We start from the raw sequence: 20,315 nt of genomic DNA, 5'->3' as shown, positions 1-20,315 counted from the left end.
TCTGAAATGGGGCGAAAGTCTGTGGACTCTGTGTAAGACAGTACATGGTTTTTTAACTGTGGTATGCGACGGTGGTGGAAGCAGAAACTTAAATCGTGAGGTTTAGGAATCGCCGCACTTTTAGGGCGGCGAGGATGTCAAGCTAGGCAGGTTGCCAACAATCCTCACGAGTCAGACGAATTTGGGCAAGGGCAAAAATAGTCGGGATAATCCGGCCGTAATCGGTGGCGATCGCTTTCCAACCGAGATCAGCAATAAACCAACCCCATAGAGCCGGTCCTACCAAACTTAACACGGTTCTGACCGCTCCATAGCGGGCTGCCGCCCTAGTCATGCCCTGTTTAGCCGTTTGTAGGGCGATTTGATTAACAATTGCCCCACCCTGGACTACGGCCGTTTTTGCCCCTTGATAGCGGACAAAATGGAGAGCGAACTGCCCGGCGATATGTTTGAGCAGAATCGGTTTCAGGATAGAATTAATGGCGATGACGCTACTGCCTTTGAGGACTATATCGAGGGGATTGTGTTGTAGGTGAACCGGTAAGGGTTGGGGAGTGTGGGAATCCGCGAGCGCTTTTTGAATTTGAGTCGAGAGGGATTTTTGTTCCGATGGGGGGAGACGTTTCCAAGCTTTGTTAACGAGGTGAAGATAGATTTCCGCTTCAATTTCCGTTGTCGGCATTTTTTGGGAGTAGGGAACCTTGAGGAAATGACAGACACGGACCAGAATTTGACGATAACTAACTTTTTCCGTTTGACCTTTTAATACTGTCACACCATCGGCAGCCAGGTAACGAAAACGATCCTCGACACTATCTAACCAACTTTCCCAATCTTGACTTTGAACGGCGATTGCGTCCGGCGCTCGTAGATAATCGAGAGGGTTAAAACGACGGCAAAAGAGGATGTTAGTGATTTGCTGTAGTTCCTCCTCGGTGGCTAACTCCAAAGCTGTGCGTAGTTCGTCCAATGTGGTTTGTCCTCCTGGTCCCCAATAATCAACTTAGTTTCGCTAGTGCCGATTACTACTAATATTAACTCAAGGGTTTACAGGATTAGGAAGGCTAGTGACAAATTTTTCGATTAATGTTGGGATCATTGGCGCGGGTTTAGCCGGGTTAACCTGCGCTCGTCAGTTGTGCGATCGAGGTTATACTGTTAAGCTATTTGATAAGTCTAGAGGCATTGGTGGTCGTTTAGCCACGCGACGGGTTAACCGAGCCAATCAAGAGATGGCTGTGGATCATGGCTTGCCTTTTTTGACTATTCAGGGCGAAAAAACGGCGGCTTTAATTGATAATCTCCTGAGAGAGAATATAGTTACTTCTTGGTTTGATTCTAGCTATGTTGCTCCTTCTGGCATCAATAGCGTGGCGAAATTTTTAGCTAAAGATTTAGAAATTGAACGAGATTTTCTGGTTACTCGTCTGGAAAATCGTCAAGAAAAATGGGTTTTAAACAATAACGGCCAAATTCGGGGAGAGTTTCCAGTGATTGTCTTGGCTATTCCCGCCCCGCAAGCAGCGTTATTGTTAGAAAACTCTCACATAACTACTATGCCAGAATTGCGATCAATCGTTTACGATCCCTGTTTAACGGTAATGGTGGGTTATGGCGATTCTTTACCCGCAGTTGCTCCCTCCACCGATATCGCTTGGTTAGGACTTGATAGCAGTAAACGGCAATCATCCCCTGATTATGTCTTTGTTGTGCATAGTAGTGGAGATTTTGCGGTTAAATATCTCGATAGCGAGGATTTAGAAGCAGTTAAGCTAGATTTGCTCTCTCGTGCTTCTTTGCCTCTCCCCGATTGGTCCTGGATTCACCGTTGGCGTTATGCTTTAGTCCGTCAGGGTTTAGCTGTACCCTGTTTAAGTGTTAATAGTCCTTTACCGCTAGTTGCCTGTGGTGATTGGTGTCAAGGAGGAGATTTATCGAGAAATTCTTCCCTAGAAACGGCCTTAACTTCCGGGATAGCGGCAGCTAATCAAGTTCAGCAGCTACTCTCTGAAGAATCTAGAGACAGGTTTAAATTCTTAGGTTAAGCTTGGATTAACAAAAGGTTAAATATATAATAATGTAGGTATCCTATACTGGGGGGTCGGTCACAATGGAAAAATTCAATTCTAAAGATAACTTTCTCTACCCTAAAACCAGCTACAGGGGTTTATTCACGCCACAAAATTTAGTTTTTAACGCTAATTTGCAGGAATTCGCCCTGAGAGTCTCTTTTATCGCTGGTTTACACACTGGGGGAAAGATTACCTCCACGGAAGCTTACGAGAAAATTAACCAGCTTTGGCAAGAGTTGAATGCCAGTCAAAAATTCCTACTAGCTAATCATTTTGAGGATCACGGAGATTGAGAGATGGGGGTTTTTCAGTGATCAGTAAACAGTAAACAGTAAACAGTATTGTAAAGTGGCACAGTAACAAAAGTGGGTAAAGTAGTTCTTAGTCATAGGTCACTTTCATACTGCACCCCTAAAACTGCTACTTCGAGATAAAAATGTTATCAAAAGACAACAAGAGGTAATTCTCCCGCTACAATGTGATATTGAGTTGTCAAGAGAACAGTAAAAGAACCACCAATTGGATGTAGATGCCCCAATATACTACTAAACAAGCAACGGAAAACCCTGTGGTGTCCGACCAGTCCTCCAAGAATCCCTTTTCACTATTTGGTCAATTTTGGGAAAGCCTAAAAATTGTGGCTCAACCCTATTGGTATCCAACGGAGTTAAATGGACGTGCCTTTGGAGATGTGATCATTTCTTGGGGAATGTCAGCTTTGATCCTTTTAAGTATCTTGGCAACGGTGGGGGTAGAAGCTTTTAGTAGCTACTGGAATCGTTATGTACTCGATATTATTATTGAAGATAGAGATCTTTCTAAATATCTAAATACGCTGTGGTTATCCAGTTTGTTGATTATATTAACAACGGGTTTATTTGCTTTTTCTCAATTTATTCGTCGCAAAGTAGCCTTAGATTGGTATAAGTGGTTAACGAAACAAACCGTTAAAAAATATCTCAATGATCGCGCTTATTATAACATTGATTTTACCTCAGCTTTAAAGAATCCCGATCAAAGATTATCTCAAGAAATTGAACCAATTACGACCATGACCATGAGGTTTTTAATTACCTTCGTGGAAAAAGGGTTACAAATGATTACTTTTGCGATTATTCTTTGGACAATTTCTCGGCAAATTGCGGTTTATCTAATAATTTATACGATCGCAGGAAATTTAATAGCAATTTATCTAACTCAAGAATTAAACAAAATTAATCAATCTGAGCTTAATAATAAAGCTGATTATAATTATGCTTTAACCCATGTGCGTAACCACGCCGAATCCATTGCTTTTTTTCAGGGAGAAGAGCAGGAAGAAAAAATCATTGAAGGCCGTTTTCAACGGGTTATTCAAAGCTCGGAAAACCTGATAAATTGGGAACGGTTTAATAATCTTTTTAATCGGGGTTATCAGTCAGCGATTAGTGTATTTTCAATGTTTATTTTGACCCCCATGTTTATTAAAAACGAAATCGATTATGGGGAAATTAGTCAAGCGAGTTTATGCTGTTTCCTTTTTTCTAATGCCTTGGGACAATTAATTACTGAATGGGGAACATCGGGTAAAGTTTCAAGTTATATTGAACGGTTAGCTACCTTGACAGATGCCTTAAAAGTTGCCAGTGAAGAGCCGAAAAACTTAAGTCGCATTACCACCCTGGAAGATAATCGTCTAGCTTTTGAAAATTTTACCCTACAAACTCCCGATTATGAAAAGGTAATTGTGGAGAATTTATCGGTTTCTGTCCCTTTGGGAGAAAGTTTACTGATTATTGGCCCCAGTGGTCGAGGAAAAAGTTCCTTGTTACGAGCAATCGCCGGTTTATGGAAAGCGGGTAGTGGTCGTTTAGTACGTCCTTCTTTAGCTAAAATGTTATTTTTACCCCAACGTCCTTATATTATCCTTGGCAGTTTACGCCAGCAATTACTTTATCCCCATACCAATGAGCAGCTGAGCGATGAAGAATTAGAAAATATCTTAAAAAAAGTCAATCTTCAACATTTATTAACTGACAAAAATAGCTTAGATAAAGAAGTCAATTGGGAACAGATTTTATCCCTCGGAGAACAACAAAGATTAGCTTTTGCTCGACTATTAATCACTAAACCTACCTTTACTATCTTAGATGAAGCAACCAGTGCTTTAGATTTGGCCAATGAAGCCAGTTTATATCGGCAATTACAGGAAAGTGAAACCACTTTTATTAGTGTTGGTCATCGGGAAAGTTTATTTAATTATCATCGATGGGTCTTAGAGTTAACAGAAAATTCCCATTGGCAGCTGTCAACTGTAGAAGATTATCAGCGCAAGAAAGTTAATGACATGGTCATGATGTCAAAAAAATTAGAAGATTTTTCGGCGGTAAAAATAGAGCCTTTGTTTGAGGTTAAAACTGAGCATGATGCGGAAATTGCAGGAGTTTCTGAAATAACTGAAGGTTTGTCCCATCAACAAATGCAGTCCCTAACTGATTATTCTTTAAGTAGCGTTCGTAATCGAGCCAGTTTAGGTAAAATTATTACTGCCAAAGATGGTTTTAATTATCGTTACGATAAAGACCCAAAAACCTTAAAATGGGTGAGAATATAGCTAATGGGGTGACAAACAGATTGAAAGTGAGACAGAGTGTGGGGGGTAGGGAAAATTTTTCAGACCTCCCCCTCTCAGGAGAACTAGAGAATGAGGTTTTTGCTGGGTAAGTTGATTAACAAGCTACTATAGCAAATAATGGGTTATTTAGGACGCTTTCAATTTTCAAACTCTTATCTGAACAGGGTTTCAGCGATGGATTGTCCTAAGCACCTTGGTCTTTGCTATAACTGATAACTGATAACTGATAACTGATAACTGATAACTGATAACTGATAACTGATAACTGGTATAGGAATTTTATCAAATGAAAGCACTGGAAAAACTGGTGACGGAACGATTATATTTAGTCCCCTTAAAGCTTGAACTTCTGAAAGCGGCAATCATAAGTATCGATGAATTAGCAACAATTTTTGGGGTAAAAGTTGCTGCTGACTGGGCCGAACAAGATTTGATTCAAGCTTTCCCTGATATTGCGAATATTTTGCTGCAATTCCCCTTACAAAATGAGTGGGGGTGGGGGAGTTTAATTATTCATCAAACAGAAAATACCCTTATTGGTCATGTGATGATCAAAATTATTCCTGATGTCACAGGTTTACCCACAGATGCTGTAGAAATTGGCTATCAAGTAGCGCCGTTATATCGACGACAAGGCTACGCATCCGAGGCGACAAAAGCAATGATGGACTGGACACTTTCTCAACCTGGTATGCAAACAGTGACCGCCGGCTGCGCTCCCGATAATATAGCTTCAAAGCGAGTTTTAGAAAAAATAGGCATGAATCTGATAGAAGCACGAGAGAAAGTCTTGGTCTGGAAATTAAGTAGGGTTTGCTGAAAAAGTTTGTTGGTGGGGTTAGGAGTCAGTTATCAGTTATCAGTTATCAGTTATCAGTTCACTGAGAAAACTTCCCACTTCCCCACTTCCCACACCCTACACCCCACACTCTACACCCCACACCCCACACCCTCTTTCAAGTCAGGAGTCGGGGGGGAAATCTGGAGTCAGAGCCTCGTCGATGCGATAAAATACTCTGGCTCTGTATTTGTTGGTTTATGAGTTAACTAGGATTTCAGCGATTGCTTGGGAGATGGGAAAATAAGGAGGATAAAGTTCTAGCCAGAAAAACTCACCAACGGGATTAATTTCTAAAAAGATATAACGTTCATCTGGTGTGACAATCATATCAATTGCACCATAATTGAGACCGAAATATTTCATTAATTCAAGTAGTTGCTTTTCAATAGTTTTCGGTAAATCGTAGGGTTGCCATTGTTGATGTAGCGCTCTTCCCTCTTTTCGCCAATCGTAGATAGCGCCGTCTAATTGTTGGGAATTAATCGCCGCCGTAAATATTTGTTCACCGACGATAGTGATGCGTAATTCCAAGGCTTTAGGAATGTTTTCCTGAAAAGTCATGGGACAAAATTGCAAACCTTCCAAATTATCTAGGTCTTCCTTAGTAACAGGACTGGTAAAAACAACCATTTCCTCTTGGTTGTCTCCATAAATAGCAAATTGAGAAAGCATTTTAGTCACAATTCCCGTCGCTTCAAACTCCTGAGCAAATTGCTTGACAGCTTCAGGATGATTAGAAGTTAAAGTCCCAGGAATTAATAAACCTAATTGTCGCGCCACTTGTAACTGCAATTGTTTATGATTGGCATGATCTACCTTAGCAATTGGATCAAGATGAAAGCCAGATAAACTAGCAATCATTCCTCGAATACTTAACCGACATTCCTTAAGAGAAGCTTCGCGAAATTGACTATCCATTCCATCGGGTAATTTTTGTCCGTATCTCATGCGTCGATACCAGACAGCAGAAACTTCTTTTAGCTCTAATTTTTGTTCTCCATCGGTAATAATTCCGCCTTTTTTATCGTCTGAGTAAAGATCAACTTTCACCTCTGTAGGGAAGCGATCCGTGTCAAAACGGAAGGCTTTTTTACCCATGCTTTCTATGGCTTTGATTACCAGAGGAATACTTTCATTATCGCGGCTAAAAGTAACAAGTAAAACGGTCATAAATCTCCTTGATGATTTTGGATTAACAATTTTTTCAGCGCCAGCTTTGTCGATCAACCGAAGACTAAAAAATCGGCGATCGCCTGAGAAATAGGTAAATCTAAATCCCGTTCTAACATTCCCCACTCACCGACAGGATTAACTTCTAAAAAAACGTATTCTCCCCCGGGAGTTAAGATAAAATCAAACGCCCCAAAATTCAACCCTAAATTAGCCATAAAAATCTGAAGTTGCTGCAATAGTGAATCGGGTAAAGTATGATGTTGCCAAGCACCTGGATCAATACCCGGTCTTCGCCAATCTACGGCTGAATGATTATACTGAGAAGAATCTAAAGCACCCACAAATGTTTGTCCATTAACCACGACAATTCTCAATTCTAATTGTTTAGGAATTTCCGCTTGAAAAACCATGGGACAATAACGTAAAGATTCCGCTTCCTCAAGGTCTTCTGCTTTCACCCTACTGGTATAAAGAAAAAATTCCGGCGACTCCATACTGTGGGCGATCGCAGTTAACAATTTACTCACCATTCGTCCCTGAACTTGGGAAAAAAACTCCCGAGCAGCATCAGGATTATTGGTCACTAAAGTGGGGGGAATAATCAAGCCAACTTCTGAGGCCAAACGAAGTTGTAATAACTTATTTTTAGCCTTCTCAATTTTAGCTAAATTATCTAACCAACGCGCTGACCTTAAACTATCCCAAAAACCGGACAAAGTCGTCTGGGATTCTCGCACACAAGCCTCCCGAAACTGAGGAGCTAAATCCCCTGTTAGTTCAGGTTGCCAAATACGTCTTGTCCAAACAGATTGCACCTGTTCACTATCAATAGATTGATGGTTATAGGTTAATTGATAAAAACTTTTTTTACCATTAAATTGGGCTGCTAATTGAACCTCTAAGGGAAATTTATCGGTATCTAAGCGAAAAGCTGTGGCTCCTTTTTTTTCTATCGCCTCAGCCACGCGGTCAATGGTGAAAAAATCGCCGCTATGGGTCAACAATAAAACAACTTTAGGCGATTCTTTCATATCAGTGGGAAATTCCTGTATTTAAATTTCTTTTTGTCTCTCTTAACTGGCGACAAATTCCGGTTTAGTCGTCAGAATCGAATATTCACAAGACTGGGGATTGTCCATCCGCTCTTGAGCATTGAGGATTTCTAATTTTGCACGACTACTTAGTACAAACGCTTACGGGGGCGATAATTAGCCACGGATTCCACTAAACCCAAGGCGATAAAATTGGTTAATAAAGATGAACGTCCATAACTTAACCAGGGTAAAGGAATCCCTGTAATCGGGGCTAATCCCACGGTCATGCTAATATTAAGAATTGCCTGAAAAGCGATCATCGAGAGAACACCGATCGCTATTAAAGAACCAAAGTTTTCTTTAGCAGTATTAGCAATGACTAACAAACGCCAACAGATTAACCAGAAAGTTATTAAAACCAAAATACTGCCGACAAAACCGAATTCTTCCCCGACTACGGTGAAGATAAAATCGGTGTGTTGTTCGGGAATAAAATTTAATTGGGTTTGGGTGCCTTGGTGTAATCCCCGTCCTAATAATTCTCCGGATCCGATGGCAATGCGGGATTGAATTAATTGATAACCTCCCCCCAAAGGATTCTTTTCTGGGTCAAGAAATAGAGTTAAACGATCTTTTTGATATTCTTTTAATAAACCCCAAAAAACCTCGCCTAATTTACCCACTGCCAGATTAGTTGCCACCACGATGAAAGTAGATAAAAAACGGTAGGGGAGGGTAAACCAAGCAAGGACAGCGATGATAATTGCTAAAACAATCCAAGCAGGAAAAAGTAAATTAAACAGAAAAACCGATGCGAGGGGAGATAACAGGATAATCATCCAAGGGAGTTTGGCATTAGCCCAGTAAATCATGCCTAGGGTAATTGCTCCAAAGACTAATCCTGTCCCCAAGTCCGGCTGCGCCATAATTAACACCCAGGGTACGGCAGTGACAGCAAAGACACGAGCGATCGCAAAAAGATTATCGGCGGGACGATGATGTAGGAGGGCTGCCAGGGTGATAATTAAACCTACCTTGGCAAATTCCGACGGTTGCACGTTAAAACTGCCGATATTAATCCAACTTTGCGCCCCATTCGCCGTCACCCCTAGGACAATTACCGCAATTAGGGAGAGATTGGTGACAAGATAGGTTAACCAGTGCCATTTCAGCAGACTTTCGTAACGACAACGGGCCAGAAATACAGCGATCGCCACTCCCCCGGCACCGAATAACCAGTGTTGCCACCAGTCGAGAGCGGTGGTGTTCCTTTCGGCACTACGAATCATTAAACCACCGAAAACGGTTAAACCCGTCACCGAAACGAACAAAAGCCAATCAATTTGGGCTATATCCCGGAAAATGAAGCTAAACTGCTCGTTAAAACCCCTTAGTTTCCTACTAATAAGGGACTGTCTTCTCACCATTTCTCTCCCCAAATTTATTAACTATAGGCTGCTACGGATACTTTCGCCGCTACCTGACGAGCGATCGCTATCAGGGCTTTAGCTGAGGCCGATTCCGGTTGCCCCACAACCACTGGTACACCAGTATCACCGCCCTCCCGTAGGGATATCTCCAGAGGCACACATCCCAGTAAAGGAATGCCCAATTCTTGCGAGGTTTTTTCCCCACCACCGGAACCAAATAGATCATAGGAGCGATCGGGCTGATCGGGAGGGATAAAATAACTCATATTTTCCACAATACCCAAAACCCGCGCCCCTAGCTGTTGGAACATTTTTAAACCCCGGCGCGCATCAATTAAAGAAACCGTCTGGGGAGTGGTGACAATCACCGCACCCGCTAGGGGGACCGATTGAATTAAAGTTAATTGTGCATCCCCAGTACCGGGAGGCATATCGACGATTAAATAGTCTAAATCGCCCCAATTGACTTGATAGAGAAACTGACGGATAATGCCGTTTAACATCGGACCGCGCCAGATTACCGGTTGATCGGGGTTGATCAAAAAGCCCATGGAAACCATTTTGATGCCATGGTTGAAAGCGGGTTCCAATATCTCGCCATTTGCGCCCTGTACCCTCACTTGTGCGTCATTTAAGCCCAACATTGTCGGGGCGTTGGGGCCGTAGATGTCCGCGTCTAATAGCCCCACTTTTGCCCCTAAATGAGCCAAGGCGACGGCGATATTCACAGCCACGGTACTTTTTCCCACACCGCCCTTACCACTGGAAACGGCGATAATATTTTTAACCCCCTCCACACCTTGGCGATCCGGTAAAGCTTTTTGTTGCGGGGTTTCGGCAGTTACATCCACGGCAACACTTTCCACACCGGGCAGCTGTTTAACGGCTTTTTGGCAGTCTTCAACGATAAATTCGCGCAAAGGACAGGCAGGAGTGGTCAAAACTAGGGTAAAGCTAACTTTTCCGCCATCGATCGCCACATTGCGGATCATGTTCAATTCCACTAGGCTTTTTTGCAGTTCCGGATCTTGAACGGGACGTAATACTTCTAAAATCGATGCGGTATCAAGGGGCATGGTTTCAGTGTCTCTAGTCAAGTATTGTTCTTATGGTTATTTATCTTAACCTTGTGGGGGATGGGTGTTGGATGGTGTTGGGGTTTTAGGGTGTTAGGGTGTTAGGGTTTTAGTTGAAATTCCCCCATTCCCCCATTCCCCCATTCCCCCATTCCCCCATTCCCCCATTCCCCCATTCCCCCATTCCCCCATTCCCCCATTCCCCCATATCTCTATATCTCTAGATTACGCTAATAGGATCGCCGACTTTAATTGTACCTGTCTTTTCGGGGATGACATTTTCTCCGAACATAATTCCCCCGGGGAAACTGCGAAAAGTTCTTAAGGTTTTTAGGGGTTCCATCTGAGAATTTCTCATACCTGTTTCTTGATCGGTGGTGGTGATAATACAGCGACTACAGGGTTTAACCAGAGCATAGGTGATCTCAGCAATTGTGATCTTTTGCCAACTACTTTCGCTAAAAGCTCGATCGCTACTAATAACAATATTAGGCCGAAAACGATTCATCGGCACGGGTTCAAGTAAGCGCTTATTTAAATCCTCTAAAGAGGCAGTATTAGTTAATAAAATTGGATAACCATCGGCAAAGCTGACGGGAGTATGATCGTTCCCCGCATAGCGAGGATTCGCAGGACGCAGGTAATCGGGAGATTGTCGCAATAAACGACAAGGAATGTCCAGAATTTTCTCAAACCATTCGGCGATTTCATCCCCTTGATCGATGGCTATAGTTTGAGATTCCCAGATTTGAACCGCTCTTTTTTCTCCTGTAAAATTAGGCTGAAAAGTCAGGGAATCTTGAGATGTTTTTAGAGAAAAATTATCTTCGGTAATCGTTACAGAAACGGTGGCTAACTGCGGATATTCTCTTTGAGTGATAAATTTACCCTTGCCATCCACTAACATCATTTCTCGATCCCAGAGTAAACCTTTAGTAGTCACTTCAGCTTGGGATAATTGAATACCTCGACAGGATTTAATCGGGTAGATATAGAGATCAGTAACCTGCATTTTCTTTCAGTAGTTCTACATATTTTTTCGCCACATCTTCCCAAGTCCAGAGATTAATTTTATTTGGGATATCTTCGGGTAACAAGCGAGGAATCGGATTGAGGATAAATTGTTCTAAACAGTTGGCTAAACTCTCCGCATCTCCCCTAGTATAGAATTGCACTCTTTCGGGACAATTATATAATTCTACCTGTTCTTGAAACACTTCTAAATCGGAAGCGATAACGGGAATACCTTGTAAAATGGCTTCCGCTATTGCTAATCCAAAACCTTCGTATTTTGAGGGAAATACCACACAGGAACAGGTTTGATAATAAAATTGTAAGGTCTCATAGTCTTGATAACCTAATCCCTTGATATGACTCTCGAAAATTTCTTGATTTTCCCGATAAACTCGGTTACATTCTTTGAGATAATCTTGGTATTCTTGAGTTTTGGATTGTTGAGATAATTGCAGATTTCCATTAACTAGATTATCGGTTTCCTTGCCAATCAAAACAACCTTGAAGTTTAAGCCTTTTTTGGCTAGTTGTATAGTTGCTTTGAGCAAAGTCAGATGATCTTTGTAGATACCAAAGGAGGAGGGAAAATAAAAAGTAACTAGCTCACTTTTGACTAAATCACTCTTGGGATTAGACTGCTCGATAAATCCTGCTAAGGGTACAGGTTTTAACTTACTAGCATAGGTAGCATTGGGAAAAACCTTTAAAACATCGTCTTTAGTTTTTTGGGAAATCGTGAACAGTAGATCGGCCTTATCTAACCATTCTTTTAAGACTTCATTGTATGGTTCTTGATAGGATTCTGAGTAAGTTAAGGGAGCAAATTGCCAAAAGACATCATAAATAATGCCACTTAAAGTAACCTTGACATTGGGGGGAGAAATCCGATTAGTCATCCCATACAAACAGTGATCAGCTTGGTAACGCTTGATAATCTGATTAATTCTTGCTTCGATGCGTAAAAGTTCAATTCTACGAGAGAAAAGACGATGAAGAGAATTCAGTCTTAGGGTTTTGTAAAAATTCGCTAGAAGACCATAAAAATAGATTACTTTTGTCTCAAAACTCTGGGGGTAAAAAGCAAAATCTTCATAGATAAGTTTATCGGAATCAGGCATTAAATATCTAAAATATTCAATTTCCTTACGAGGGAGGACGATAATAATTTGTTCGACGTATTCTAATAAGCTAGGTATTAAAGAGATAATGACTCTTTCTACTCCTCCTTTGCTATAAAATAAGATCGGGATGACAATTTTCATAGATTTCCTCGCAGACAGATGGCAATAAAAAGATTGATTTTTGACTTGAACCTATTATATGATAGGCTCGAATTGTTCTACTGAGTCGAGAAATCGAGTTAAATTCGAGAAACTAAGACTCTATCACCCATCGCCCCTATTTTCCCTCGATCTTGGAGAAAAAGAGTGTCACAAGCTACTCCATCCCTACAATCTAATCTCAAACAATGGCTACGGTCCAGCGCACCTTCCCTATTTCAAATTAAACAGCGTTTGAGCGCCCGTCGTTGGCCGAAAAAATCGATCGTTATTTACACAGAAAAATATCGTCCCATGCGTCCGGCGGAAATTTGGCAACGGGGGGCCAGTGGCACCCAGGCATCGGTGGCTTTTTTAGCGCAGGAATGGACGAAACGCGGCTATAAAGTGACGATTTTTGGCAATTGTGAGGGTATGGAAGGGGAACAGGACGGTATTCGCTATGTTAATTATTACCACATGAATTGGCAGGATCACTTTGAGACATTGGTGATCTCTCGTCATCCCACCTATTGCCGTCCGGGTACCAAGGCAGAACGAATTTTTTTTGATTGGCAAGATATTAAAGTGCCGGCAGACTCCTATACCCCGGAAATTTTGGCTAGATATGACAAAATTTTCTGTAAAAGCCAATATCAACGGGATTTACTGGATTTCTGTCCCGATCATCAATGTCCGATTGTTCCTAATGGTATCGATACTTCCCTTTTGGCTGTAAGTGAGACAGTGCCGGAAAGTGACTATCTTCCCTATCGTCTAGTCTATGCCTCTCGTTATTATCGCGGCCTAGAGTCGATGTTAAAGCATGGCTGGCCGATTATCAAGGCGGAAATTCCCGCAGCCGAGTTACATCTCTACTATGGTTTTACTAAACGGGATGGCATTGGCGATCGCAGGGAATGGCGCGATAATTTAATCGCTTTGATTAAAGCTAGTGCGGGGGTAGTTGATCGCGGAATGATGGGTTATCGTCAACTAATCGAGGAAAAAGCGCGCTCTGCTATTCATTACTACGGTTGCACCTATCGTGAGATCGATTGTATTTCTGTGCGCGAGTCGGCAGTGGTGGGCTGTCTGCCAGTGGTGACGGATTTTGCCGTTTTTCGAGAAAAAGACTACTGTGTGAAAGTGCCGGGGGAAGTAACCGATCCGGCTACTCAGGAAGCTATAGCCTGGAAAATTGTCGAATTACTGAAAAATCCCCAGCTTTTAGCCCAAGAGTGCGAAAGATGTGGTCAAATTGCCCTAAATGACACTTGGGAGCGATCGGCCGCCGCTTGGTTAGATGTGATTGAAGCTGATGCTTAGACAAGCATTTCCTCTAAAACCTTGGCTACGCTTAGGATTAAGTCTTCGCGATCGGGGGCAGCGATGATTTGCAAACCTAAAGGTAGCTGGGATGGACGTTTAATCGGCAAAGAAAGGGCAGGTAAACCGATAAAAGAAAAAGGTTGGGTGAATCTGCCTAAATTAGGTCTAATTAATAGCTCTTGCCCGTCAATAATCATTTTTTCTACTCCTAACGGTGGCGCAATACAGGGAATCGTCGGGGTGAGGATAATATCGACTTCGGTGAAAATCTCTCGCAGACGATCGCGATACCAACGGCGAAAACGTTGAGCCTGTAAATACCAGCTAGAGGGAATTAATGCCCCTGCCAAGAAGCGATCCCGGGTTGCGGGGTCAAAATCCTCTAATCTGGTCTGTAAACGCGGTAAATGCCAATTTGCGCCCTCGGAAGCGGTAATTATATAGGCGGCTGCCCTGGCGCGGGCGGTTTCGGGAATGGTGATTTTTTTGGTAACTCCTAAACGTTCGGCGATCGCTGTCACCGCCTCGATTACTTCTGGTTCGGCTCCCTGCTGAAAATAATCGTCGGCAAGGGCTATTTTTACGCCCTCTAAGCCATGTAAAGGGGCTTTAAGGTTATTTTTGGCAAAAAGACTCCAAATAGCCGCCATATCCGCCACATTGCCGCTAAAAAATCCCAGATGATCCAAACTACTAACGAACAAAAATAAGCCCTGACGGGATACGCGCCCAAAGGTGGGTTTTAGCCCCACCACGCCACAGCAAGCGGCGGGAACCCTCACGGAACCATTAGTGTCGGAACCGAGGGCGAGAGGCACTAAATTAGCGGCAACGGCGGCGGCGGAACCACCGGAGGATCCCCCCGACACGCGACTAGGATCGAGGGGGTTGGGAGTTGCTCCATAATGGGCATTTTCGGTGACAAAACCGTAGGCGTACTCATCCATATTGGTCGCCCCCACCAAAACCGCCCCGGCTGCTTCTAGGGTTTGAATAGCGATCGCATCCTGTCTTGCTGGGGGATTATCCCGATTGATTTTGGAACCTGCTAAAGTGATGATTCCCTCGATATCAAAGAGATTTTTGACGGCGAAGGGGACTCCCGCTAAGACACCGACGGGTTCCCCATTGGCGATCGCTAGATCAATTTTTTGGGCTTGAGCGAGCGCTCTGGGGTGTAAAATGTCGGTAAAGCAATTTAAATGGGGATTTTTCGCCTCTATCGCCGCCAAAGTCTGGCTAATAACTTCTAAGGCGCTAGTTTGACGATTTTGGCTCGATCGAGCTAAATTGCTCACAGAAATAGTCATGGTTCAAAGCTGAGGGCGCTTTCCCCGTCATCCTCTAAGGGAAATTCTGTCACTAAACTGGCGATTTCTTGCAAGCGTTGCCAGTTTTCAACCACAGAATTTAAATAGCGATCGGGAATGGTTAAATCTAGGATTTTCGCCATGATTATAACGTATTCTTCCGGGTTATTCATAGATTTCGTTCCGGCTGGGGTGAAGGAGATAAAGAGTTGCTTGAAAGCGGTGCTCAGGAATAAAATCGACACCTAATTAAGCTGCTAGGATATAAGAGAAAATCTCCTGTAAATACAATAGCTATCCCTAGGGAGGAAGATAACTTGAATTTGTTCCTGACCACCGAATCCCCAGGATCATAACCTTAAATATGTTCATAGAACTGTATGCCGAGATATTTTCCCCTCCTTCACCTCCGGATTAAATTAAAATTATAAGTAGGGAGGCACAATTATTTGTAGGATGGGTTAGCGCACTTCGTAACATGAGCGGGCGTTGGGTTTCATGCTTCAACCCAACCTACGTTCTGATACCTGATAACTGATAACTGATAACTGATAACTGATAACTGAAATGACCATCTTACAAGACGAAAAACTACTCTTTACTCCCGCAATACCTAACAGTGATGCCCTGAGAACTATTTTTGCTTTCCCTAATCAGTATTCCCTGGGGATAACCAGTTTAGGTTATCAAATTGTTTGGGCAACTTTAGCCCTGCGATCGGATATACAAGTTAGTCGTTTATTTACAGATTTTCAAGAATCTTTACCCCGTTATCCCGAATTAGTCGGCTTTTCCTTTTCTTGGGAATTAGACTATGTTAATATCCTCTCGCTGTTAGAATCTTTAGAAATTCCTTGTCACAGTCATCAACGGCAAGATCGGCAAGCGATAATTTTCGGAGGTGGGCCAGTTTTAACCGCCAATCCCGAACCTTTTGCCGCTTTTTTTGATGTAATTTTATTGGGAGATGGTGAAAATTTAATTGCTGATTTTATTAATGCCTATCAAGAGGTTAGAAACGCCGATCGCCCGACAAAACTCCGTCATTTGTCCCAGGTTCCGGGGGTATATGTTCCTAGTTTATATACCGTTAATTATGATAGTCCTGAAGGTGAAATTACAGCAATTCTACCCATAGATAATAATGTGGCTGCCTTTGTTAGTAAACAAACCTATCGCAGTAACACTCTTGCTGCTTCTACGGTGGTGACAAAACAAGCGGCATGGGAGAATATTTATATGGTAGAGGTGGTGCGAAGTTGTCCAGAAATGTGCCGTTTTTGTTTAGCTAGTTATCTAACTTTACCCTTTCGTACCGCTAGTTTAGAATCTTTAATTCCCGCCATTGAAAAAGGTTTAAAAGTGACCGATCGCCTTGGTTTATTAGGGGCTTCCGTCAGTCAACATCCTGAATTTGAAACCTTACTTGATTATCTTTTTCAACCACAATTTGAGGGAGTTAGACTCTCGATCGCCTCAGTTAGAACTAATACAGTCACGGAAAAATTAGCCAGAATTTTATCCCAAAGAGACACCAAATCAATTACTATTGCCGTAGAAAGTGGTTCCGATCGCCTGCGAGAAATTATCAACAAAAAGTTAGCCAATGATGAAATTATCCAAGCTGCCATTAATGCCAAAGCGGGCGGTTTAAAAGGGATAAAACTCTATGGTATGGTGGGAATACCGGGAGAAGAAGCCGAAGATATTGCGGCGACTGTGGAAATGTTAATAGCCTTAAAAAAAGCCGCCTCTGGATTGCGAATCTCTTTCGGTTGCAGCACCTTTGTGCCTAAATCCCATACTCCTTTTCAGTGGTTTGGAGTTAATAAAATGGCCGAAAAAAGATTAAAATATCTAGAGAAACAATTAGGTAAACAGGGCATAGAATTTCGACCAGAAAGTTATAATTGGTCAGTAATTCAAGCCCTCTTATCTAGAGGTGATCGCCGCTTAACTTCCCTGTTAGAATTAACCCGTGGTTACGGTGATTCTTTAGGCAGTTATAAACGGGCTTTTAAGGAACTAAAAGGACAAATTCCCCCTCTAGATTATTACGTCCATCAGCAATGGCGTTTAGAACAGGTTTTACCCTGGAGTCATTTACACGGTCCTTTATCCTCAAATGTTTTAGTAAAACATTTAGAAGATTCCCAAACAAAAAGGTAAAGTATCGCTAATAAGCTAAGACGCATTTAAACAATGTCTTGACTATCAGACCCAAAATGAGGTATTCTATAGGGTATATCTGGTAGTGGTGCAATTCAGACTTTAATTAGCCTATTAAAAGCCCAAGAATGTTACTTTTATTAACTATAAATCTCGATTAAACCATTAATTTAATCTTAGCTGATCAGCCCATGAGCCAGAAAAATGATACAGTTCCCCTCCTTTTAGCCCTGCTGATTACCCTAATATTTTTTGGGGTAGGTAGTTGGTGGTTATACAATCGTTTTCAAGGAAAAAATAACCCAACCAATCTTTCTGAAATCGAGAAAATATCACCAGAGCAAAAATCGGTATCGGCACAAGCAAAATTTAGTCAAGGGGAAAAATTATTAATAGTTGAAGGGGCTTCTTCTGACAAACAAGCTGCCATACAGGCGATCGGAAAAGGCGACTTTCAGCAAGCAGTTTACCTCCTAGAAAAATCCCTGCAAACTAATCAAAATGATCCCGAAGCTCTCATCTACTTAAATAACGCCCGTATTGGTCAAGCTAAGTCCAATACTATCGCCGTTTCCGTGCCAATTGGGAGCAATGTCAACACCGCCCTAGAAGTTTTACGAGGAGTTGCCCAATCTCAAAATCAAATCAATCAAACTGGAGGAATTAATGGCATTCCTTTAAAAGTTCTCATTACTGATGATGCTGATAATCCCGAAATTGCTACTCAAATTGCCCAAAAATTAGCGGCTGATAACAGCATTTTAGGAGTAGTAGGACACACTAGCAGTGATACCTCTTTAGCCGCAGCTGCTATCTATCAAAAAGCAGGATTAGTAATGATTTCCCCCATCAGTACCTCAGTTAAACTCTCCAATTTTGGTGACTATATCTTTCGTTCTGTTCCCAGTGATTTTGTGGCAGCACGGGCATTAGCTGAATCTAGCTTACAAAAAATTCCTAACGTCAAGGCAGTGGTATTTTTTAACTCCCAAAGTAATTATAGTCAATCCCTAAAATCTGAATTTATCACCGCTTTAGGATTAGGAGGAGGTCAAGTGGTGAGTGAATTTGATCTATCTTCCCTGACTTTTACCCCTTCTAAAAGCCTCCAACAAGCTCAACAGGAGGGAGCAAATCTAATCGCCCTTCTTGGGGATAGTGGTACCCTAGATGAGGCTTTGCAGGTGGTTCAAATCAATGGTCAAAAATTACCGATTGTGGCGGGTGATGACGTTTATAGCCCCAAAACTCTGGATGTAGGCGGAAAAAATGCCTTGGGCATGATTGTCGCTGTCGCTTGGCATTTAGGGGCTAATCCGAATAGTCCTTTTGTCAATAATTCCCGCCAATTGTGGCAAGGAGACGTAAATTGGCGCACTGCTACCGCCTATGACGCTACCCAGGCTTTAATCGCTGGCATTAAGGCAGAATCTAGCCGAGAGGGAGTTCAACAGGCGTTAAGAAGCAGTAATTTTTCTGTGCCTGGGGCAACTAATCCAGTGCGATTTTTACCATCTGGCGATCGCAATCAATCCGTGCAATTAGTGGTAGTTCAACCCGGTTCTCGTTCTAGTTTTGGGGTGGATTTTGTGCCAATTTCTCGATCAAATGACAACTAAATCAAGATGACTTATATGCTAGAAACTCCCCCTAAATATTCAGTTCTCGGTTTACCAGTTCATCTTCTCGATAACTACAGTCGTTGGTTAATTGATCGCGTCTATCAAGGTTTTGGTTCCCACGTTGTCACTCTTAATGCAGAAATGGCCATGTTAGGGGAAAATGATGCCAAAGTGGCACAAGTTATTCGGGAAGCAGATTTAGTTATTCCCGACGGCGCTGGGATTGTTATTTACTTAAAATTAAGGGGCAAAAAACAAACCCGCTGCCCCGGTATTGAATTATCAGAATCCTTAATTACTGAGTTAGGAATGCAGGGAGAGAGTTTTCCTATTGCTTTTTTTGGTGGTAACCCGGGTATTACGGAAAAAGCGGCAAGTAATTGGCAAAAAAAGATACCTAATATCCGTATTCTGACTAACCACGGTTATCTATCCTCCGAGGAAATGTCCGATTGGATTGAGGTGTTAAAAGATCAACAACCGCGGTTAATTTTAGTTGGTTTGGGAGTACCCCGACAAGAATATTGGATTAGGGAACATCGCTATCTCTGTCCCCAAGCTATCTGGGTAGGTGTGGGGGGTAGTTTTGATATCTGGTCCGGTACAAAAATCCGCGCCCCGCGCTTTTTCTGTGACAATAATTTAGAGTGGTTATACCGACTTTATCAGGAACCTTGGCGCTGGAAAAGAATGTTAGCTTTACCTAAATTTTTCTGGCGCTCTCTTTTTTATTCCTAGTAATAGTTTATTATAAATTCTTTTCAATAAAGGCAATCACTCGCTCTAATCCTTCCCGTGTTTTTAAGTTGGTGAAGATAAAGGGTTTATCCCCGCGCATTTTTTTGGCATCTCTATCCATCACTCCTAAATCTGCCCCCACCATCGGGGCTAAATCTATTTTATTGATTACCAATAAATCCGATTTGGTGATACCAGGTCCCCCTTTGCGAGGGATTTTATCTCCGGCTGCCACGTCAATTACATAGATGGTTAAATCTACTAATTCGGGGCTAAAGGTTGCCGCTAAATTGTCGCCACCACTTTCCAGAAAAATTAGCTTTAAGTTAGCAAATTTTCTCTCTAACTGTTCAATGGCAACTAAGTTAATTGAGGCATCCTCGCGAATAGCTGTATGGGGACATCCTCCCGTTTCTACTCCTAAAATTCTTTCCGGGGCTAAAGCTTGCGATCGCACTAAAAATTGGGCATCTTCTTGAGTATAAATGTCATTGGTGACTACGGCGATCGGATATTGATCCCGCAAATTTTTACACAGGGCATCGAGAAGGGCTGTTTTTCCTGAACCCACCGGACCGGCAATTCCCACGCGCAAGCAAGACATAGTTTTTTCGGGAAAAAGTGAAAAGGA

General features: G+C 42.3%; 18 protein-coding genes. 8 read left to right on the top strand and 10 right to left on the bottom strand.

Annotation, left to right across the window (positions count from 1 at the left end; genetic code table 11):
* Positions 1-142 precede the first annotated feature (142 nt).
* Positions 143-970 (bottom strand): YaaW family protein, encoded by an 828-nt coding sequence (locus tag IM479_RS15850; RefSeq protein WP_286825669.1) that lies wholly within the window; start codon positions 968-970, stop codon positions 143-145.
* 97 nt (positions 971-1,067) lie between these two features.
* On the opposite strand from IM479_RS15850, the gene IM479_RS15845 reads away from it, so the two are divergent.
* The 4 genes from IM479_RS15845 (at position 1,068) to IM479_RS15830 (ending at position 5,506) form a co-directional block, all read left to right on the top strand.
* A complete protein-coding gene (locus tag IM479_RS15845; RefSeq protein ID WP_287676303.1) occupies positions 1,068-2,045 on the top strand; it encodes an NAD(P)/FAD-dependent oxidoreductase in 978 nt (325 codons plus the stop codon).
* Between the two features lie 65 nt (positions 2,046-2,110).
* Positions 2,111-2,365: a DUF7219 family protein gene (locus tag IM479_RS15840; protein ID WP_286825667.1), complete on the top strand. Its 255-nt coding sequence runs from the start codon at positions 2,111-2,113 to the stop codon at positions 2,363-2,365.
* A 236-nt stretch (positions 2,366-2,601) separates the two neighbouring features.
* A complete protein-coding gene (locus IM479_RS15835) occupies positions 2,602-4,665 on the top strand; it encodes an ABC transporter ATP-binding protein/permease (RefSeq protein ID WP_287686899.1) in 2,064 nt (687 codons plus the stop codon).
* Between the two features lie 307 nt (positions 4,666-4,972).
* Positions 4,973-5,506, top strand: coding sequence for a GNAT family N-acetyltransferase (locus IM479_RS15830; RefSeq protein WP_287686897.1), 534 nt, complete (start codon positions 4,973-4,975; stop codon positions 5,504-5,506).
* Positions 5,507-5,722: 216 nt separating this feature from the next.
* Here the strand turns inward: IM479_RS15830 and IM479_RS15825 are convergent, their stop codons facing one another.
* The 6 genes from IM479_RS15825 to IM479_RS15800 form a co-directional block, all read right to left on the bottom strand.
* Positions 5,723-6,697, bottom strand: a complete 975-nt coding sequence (locus tag IM479_RS15825) for an MvdD family ATP-grasp ribosomal peptide maturase (protein WP_287686896.1) — start codon at positions 6,695-6,697, stop codon at positions 5,723-5,725.
* Between the two features lie 53 nt (positions 6,698-6,750).
* A complete protein-coding gene (locus IM479_RS15820; RefSeq protein ID WP_287686895.1) occupies positions 6,751-7,731 on the bottom strand; it encodes an MvdC family ATP-grasp ribosomal peptide maturase in 981 nt (326 codons plus the stop codon).
* A 149-nt stretch (positions 7,732-7,880) separates the two neighbouring features.
* Positions 7,881-9,161, bottom strand: coding sequence for a rod shape-determining protein RodA (gene rodA, locus IM479_RS15815; protein ID WP_287686893.1), 1,281 nt, complete (start codon positions 9,159-9,161; stop codon positions 7,881-7,883).
* Positions 9,162-9,178: 17 nt separating this feature from the next.
* On the bottom strand, positions 9,179-10,240 hold the full coding sequence (locus tag IM479_RS15810; RefSeq protein ID WP_287686903.1) for an Mrp/NBP35 family ATP-binding protein: 1,062 nt from the start codon (positions 10,238-10,240) through the stop codon (positions 9,179-9,181).
* A gap of 220 nt (positions 10,241-10,460) precedes the next feature.
* Positions 10,461-11,252, bottom strand: a complete 792-nt coding sequence (locus tag IM479_RS15805; protein WP_287686891.1) for an MOSC domain-containing protein — start codon at positions 11,250-11,252, stop codon at positions 10,461-10,463.
* Positions 11,239-12,516: a glycosyltransferase gene (locus IM479_RS15800; protein WP_287686890.1), complete on the bottom strand. Its 1,278-nt coding sequence runs from the start codon at positions 12,514-12,516 to the stop codon at positions 11,239-11,241. The genes IM479_RS15805 and IM479_RS15800 overlap by 14 nt, the downstream gene beginning before the upstream one ends.
* Positions 12,517-12,681: 165 nt before the next feature.
* Here IM479_RS15800 and IM479_RS15795 point away from each other — a divergent pair, with 165 nt between their 5' ends.
* Entirely contained in the window at positions 12,682-13,842 is a 1,161-nt protein-coding gene (locus IM479_RS15795) for a glycosyltransferase family protein (protein WP_287686889.1), read from the top strand.
* Here IM479_RS15795 and IM479_RS15790 read toward each other — a convergent pair.
* On the bottom strand, positions 13,839-15,155 hold the full coding sequence (locus IM479_RS15790; protein WP_287686887.1) for an AtzE family amidohydrolase: 1,317 nt from the start codon (positions 15,153-15,155) through the stop codon (positions 13,839-13,841). The two genes, IM479_RS15795 and IM479_RS15790, sit on opposite strands and share 4 nt — an antisense overlap.
* Positions 15,152-15,328, bottom strand: coding sequence for a DUF4089 domain-containing protein (locus tag IM479_RS15785; RefSeq protein WP_002740449.1), 177 nt, complete (start codon positions 15,326-15,328; stop codon positions 15,152-15,154). Before IM479_RS15785 ends, IM479_RS15790 begins: the two co-directional genes overlap by 4 nt.
* Positions 15,329-15,722: 394 nt before the next feature.
* Here IM479_RS15785 and IM479_RS15780 point away from each other — a divergent pair, with 394 nt between their 5' ends.
* The 3 genes from IM479_RS15780 to IM479_RS15770 all read left to right on the top strand — a co-directional run bounded on the left by IM479_RS15780 (position 15,723) and on the right by IM479_RS15770 (position 19,684).
* Positions 15,723-17,324, top strand: a complete 1,602-nt coding sequence (locus IM479_RS15780) for a B12-binding domain-containing radical SAM protein (RefSeq protein ID WP_286825520.1) — start codon at positions 15,723-15,725, stop codon at positions 17,322-17,324.
* 191 nt (positions 17,325-17,515) lie between these two features.
* Positions 17,516-18,943 (top strand): ABC transporter substrate-binding protein, encoded by a 1,428-nt coding sequence (locus IM479_RS15775; protein WP_287686885.1) that lies wholly within the window; start codon positions 17,516-17,518, stop codon positions 18,941-18,943.
* A 15-nt stretch (positions 18,944-18,958) separates the two neighbouring features.
* Positions 18,959-19,684: a WecB/TagA/CpsF family glycosyltransferase gene (locus IM479_RS15770; RefSeq protein WP_286825518.1), complete on the top strand. Its 726-nt coding sequence runs from the start codon at positions 18,959-18,961 to the stop codon at positions 19,682-19,684.
* Between the two features lie 10 nt (positions 19,685-19,694).
* Here IM479_RS15770 and ureG read toward each other — a convergent pair whose 3' ends face one another.
* Entirely contained in the window at positions 19,695-20,288 is a 594-nt protein-coding gene (gene ureG, locus IM479_RS15765) for an urease accessory protein UreG (RefSeq protein WP_002792251.1), read from the bottom strand.
* Positions 20,289-20,315 lie beyond the last annotated feature (27 nt).

Source organism: Microcystis sp. M165S2 (assembly GCF_020245885.1).
In the GTDB taxonomy this organism is placed as follows: domain Bacteria; phylum Cyanobacteriota; class Cyanobacteriia; order Cyanobacteriales; family Microcystaceae; genus Microcystis.
This window is presented reverse-complemented; position numbering and strand designations above follow the sequence as displayed.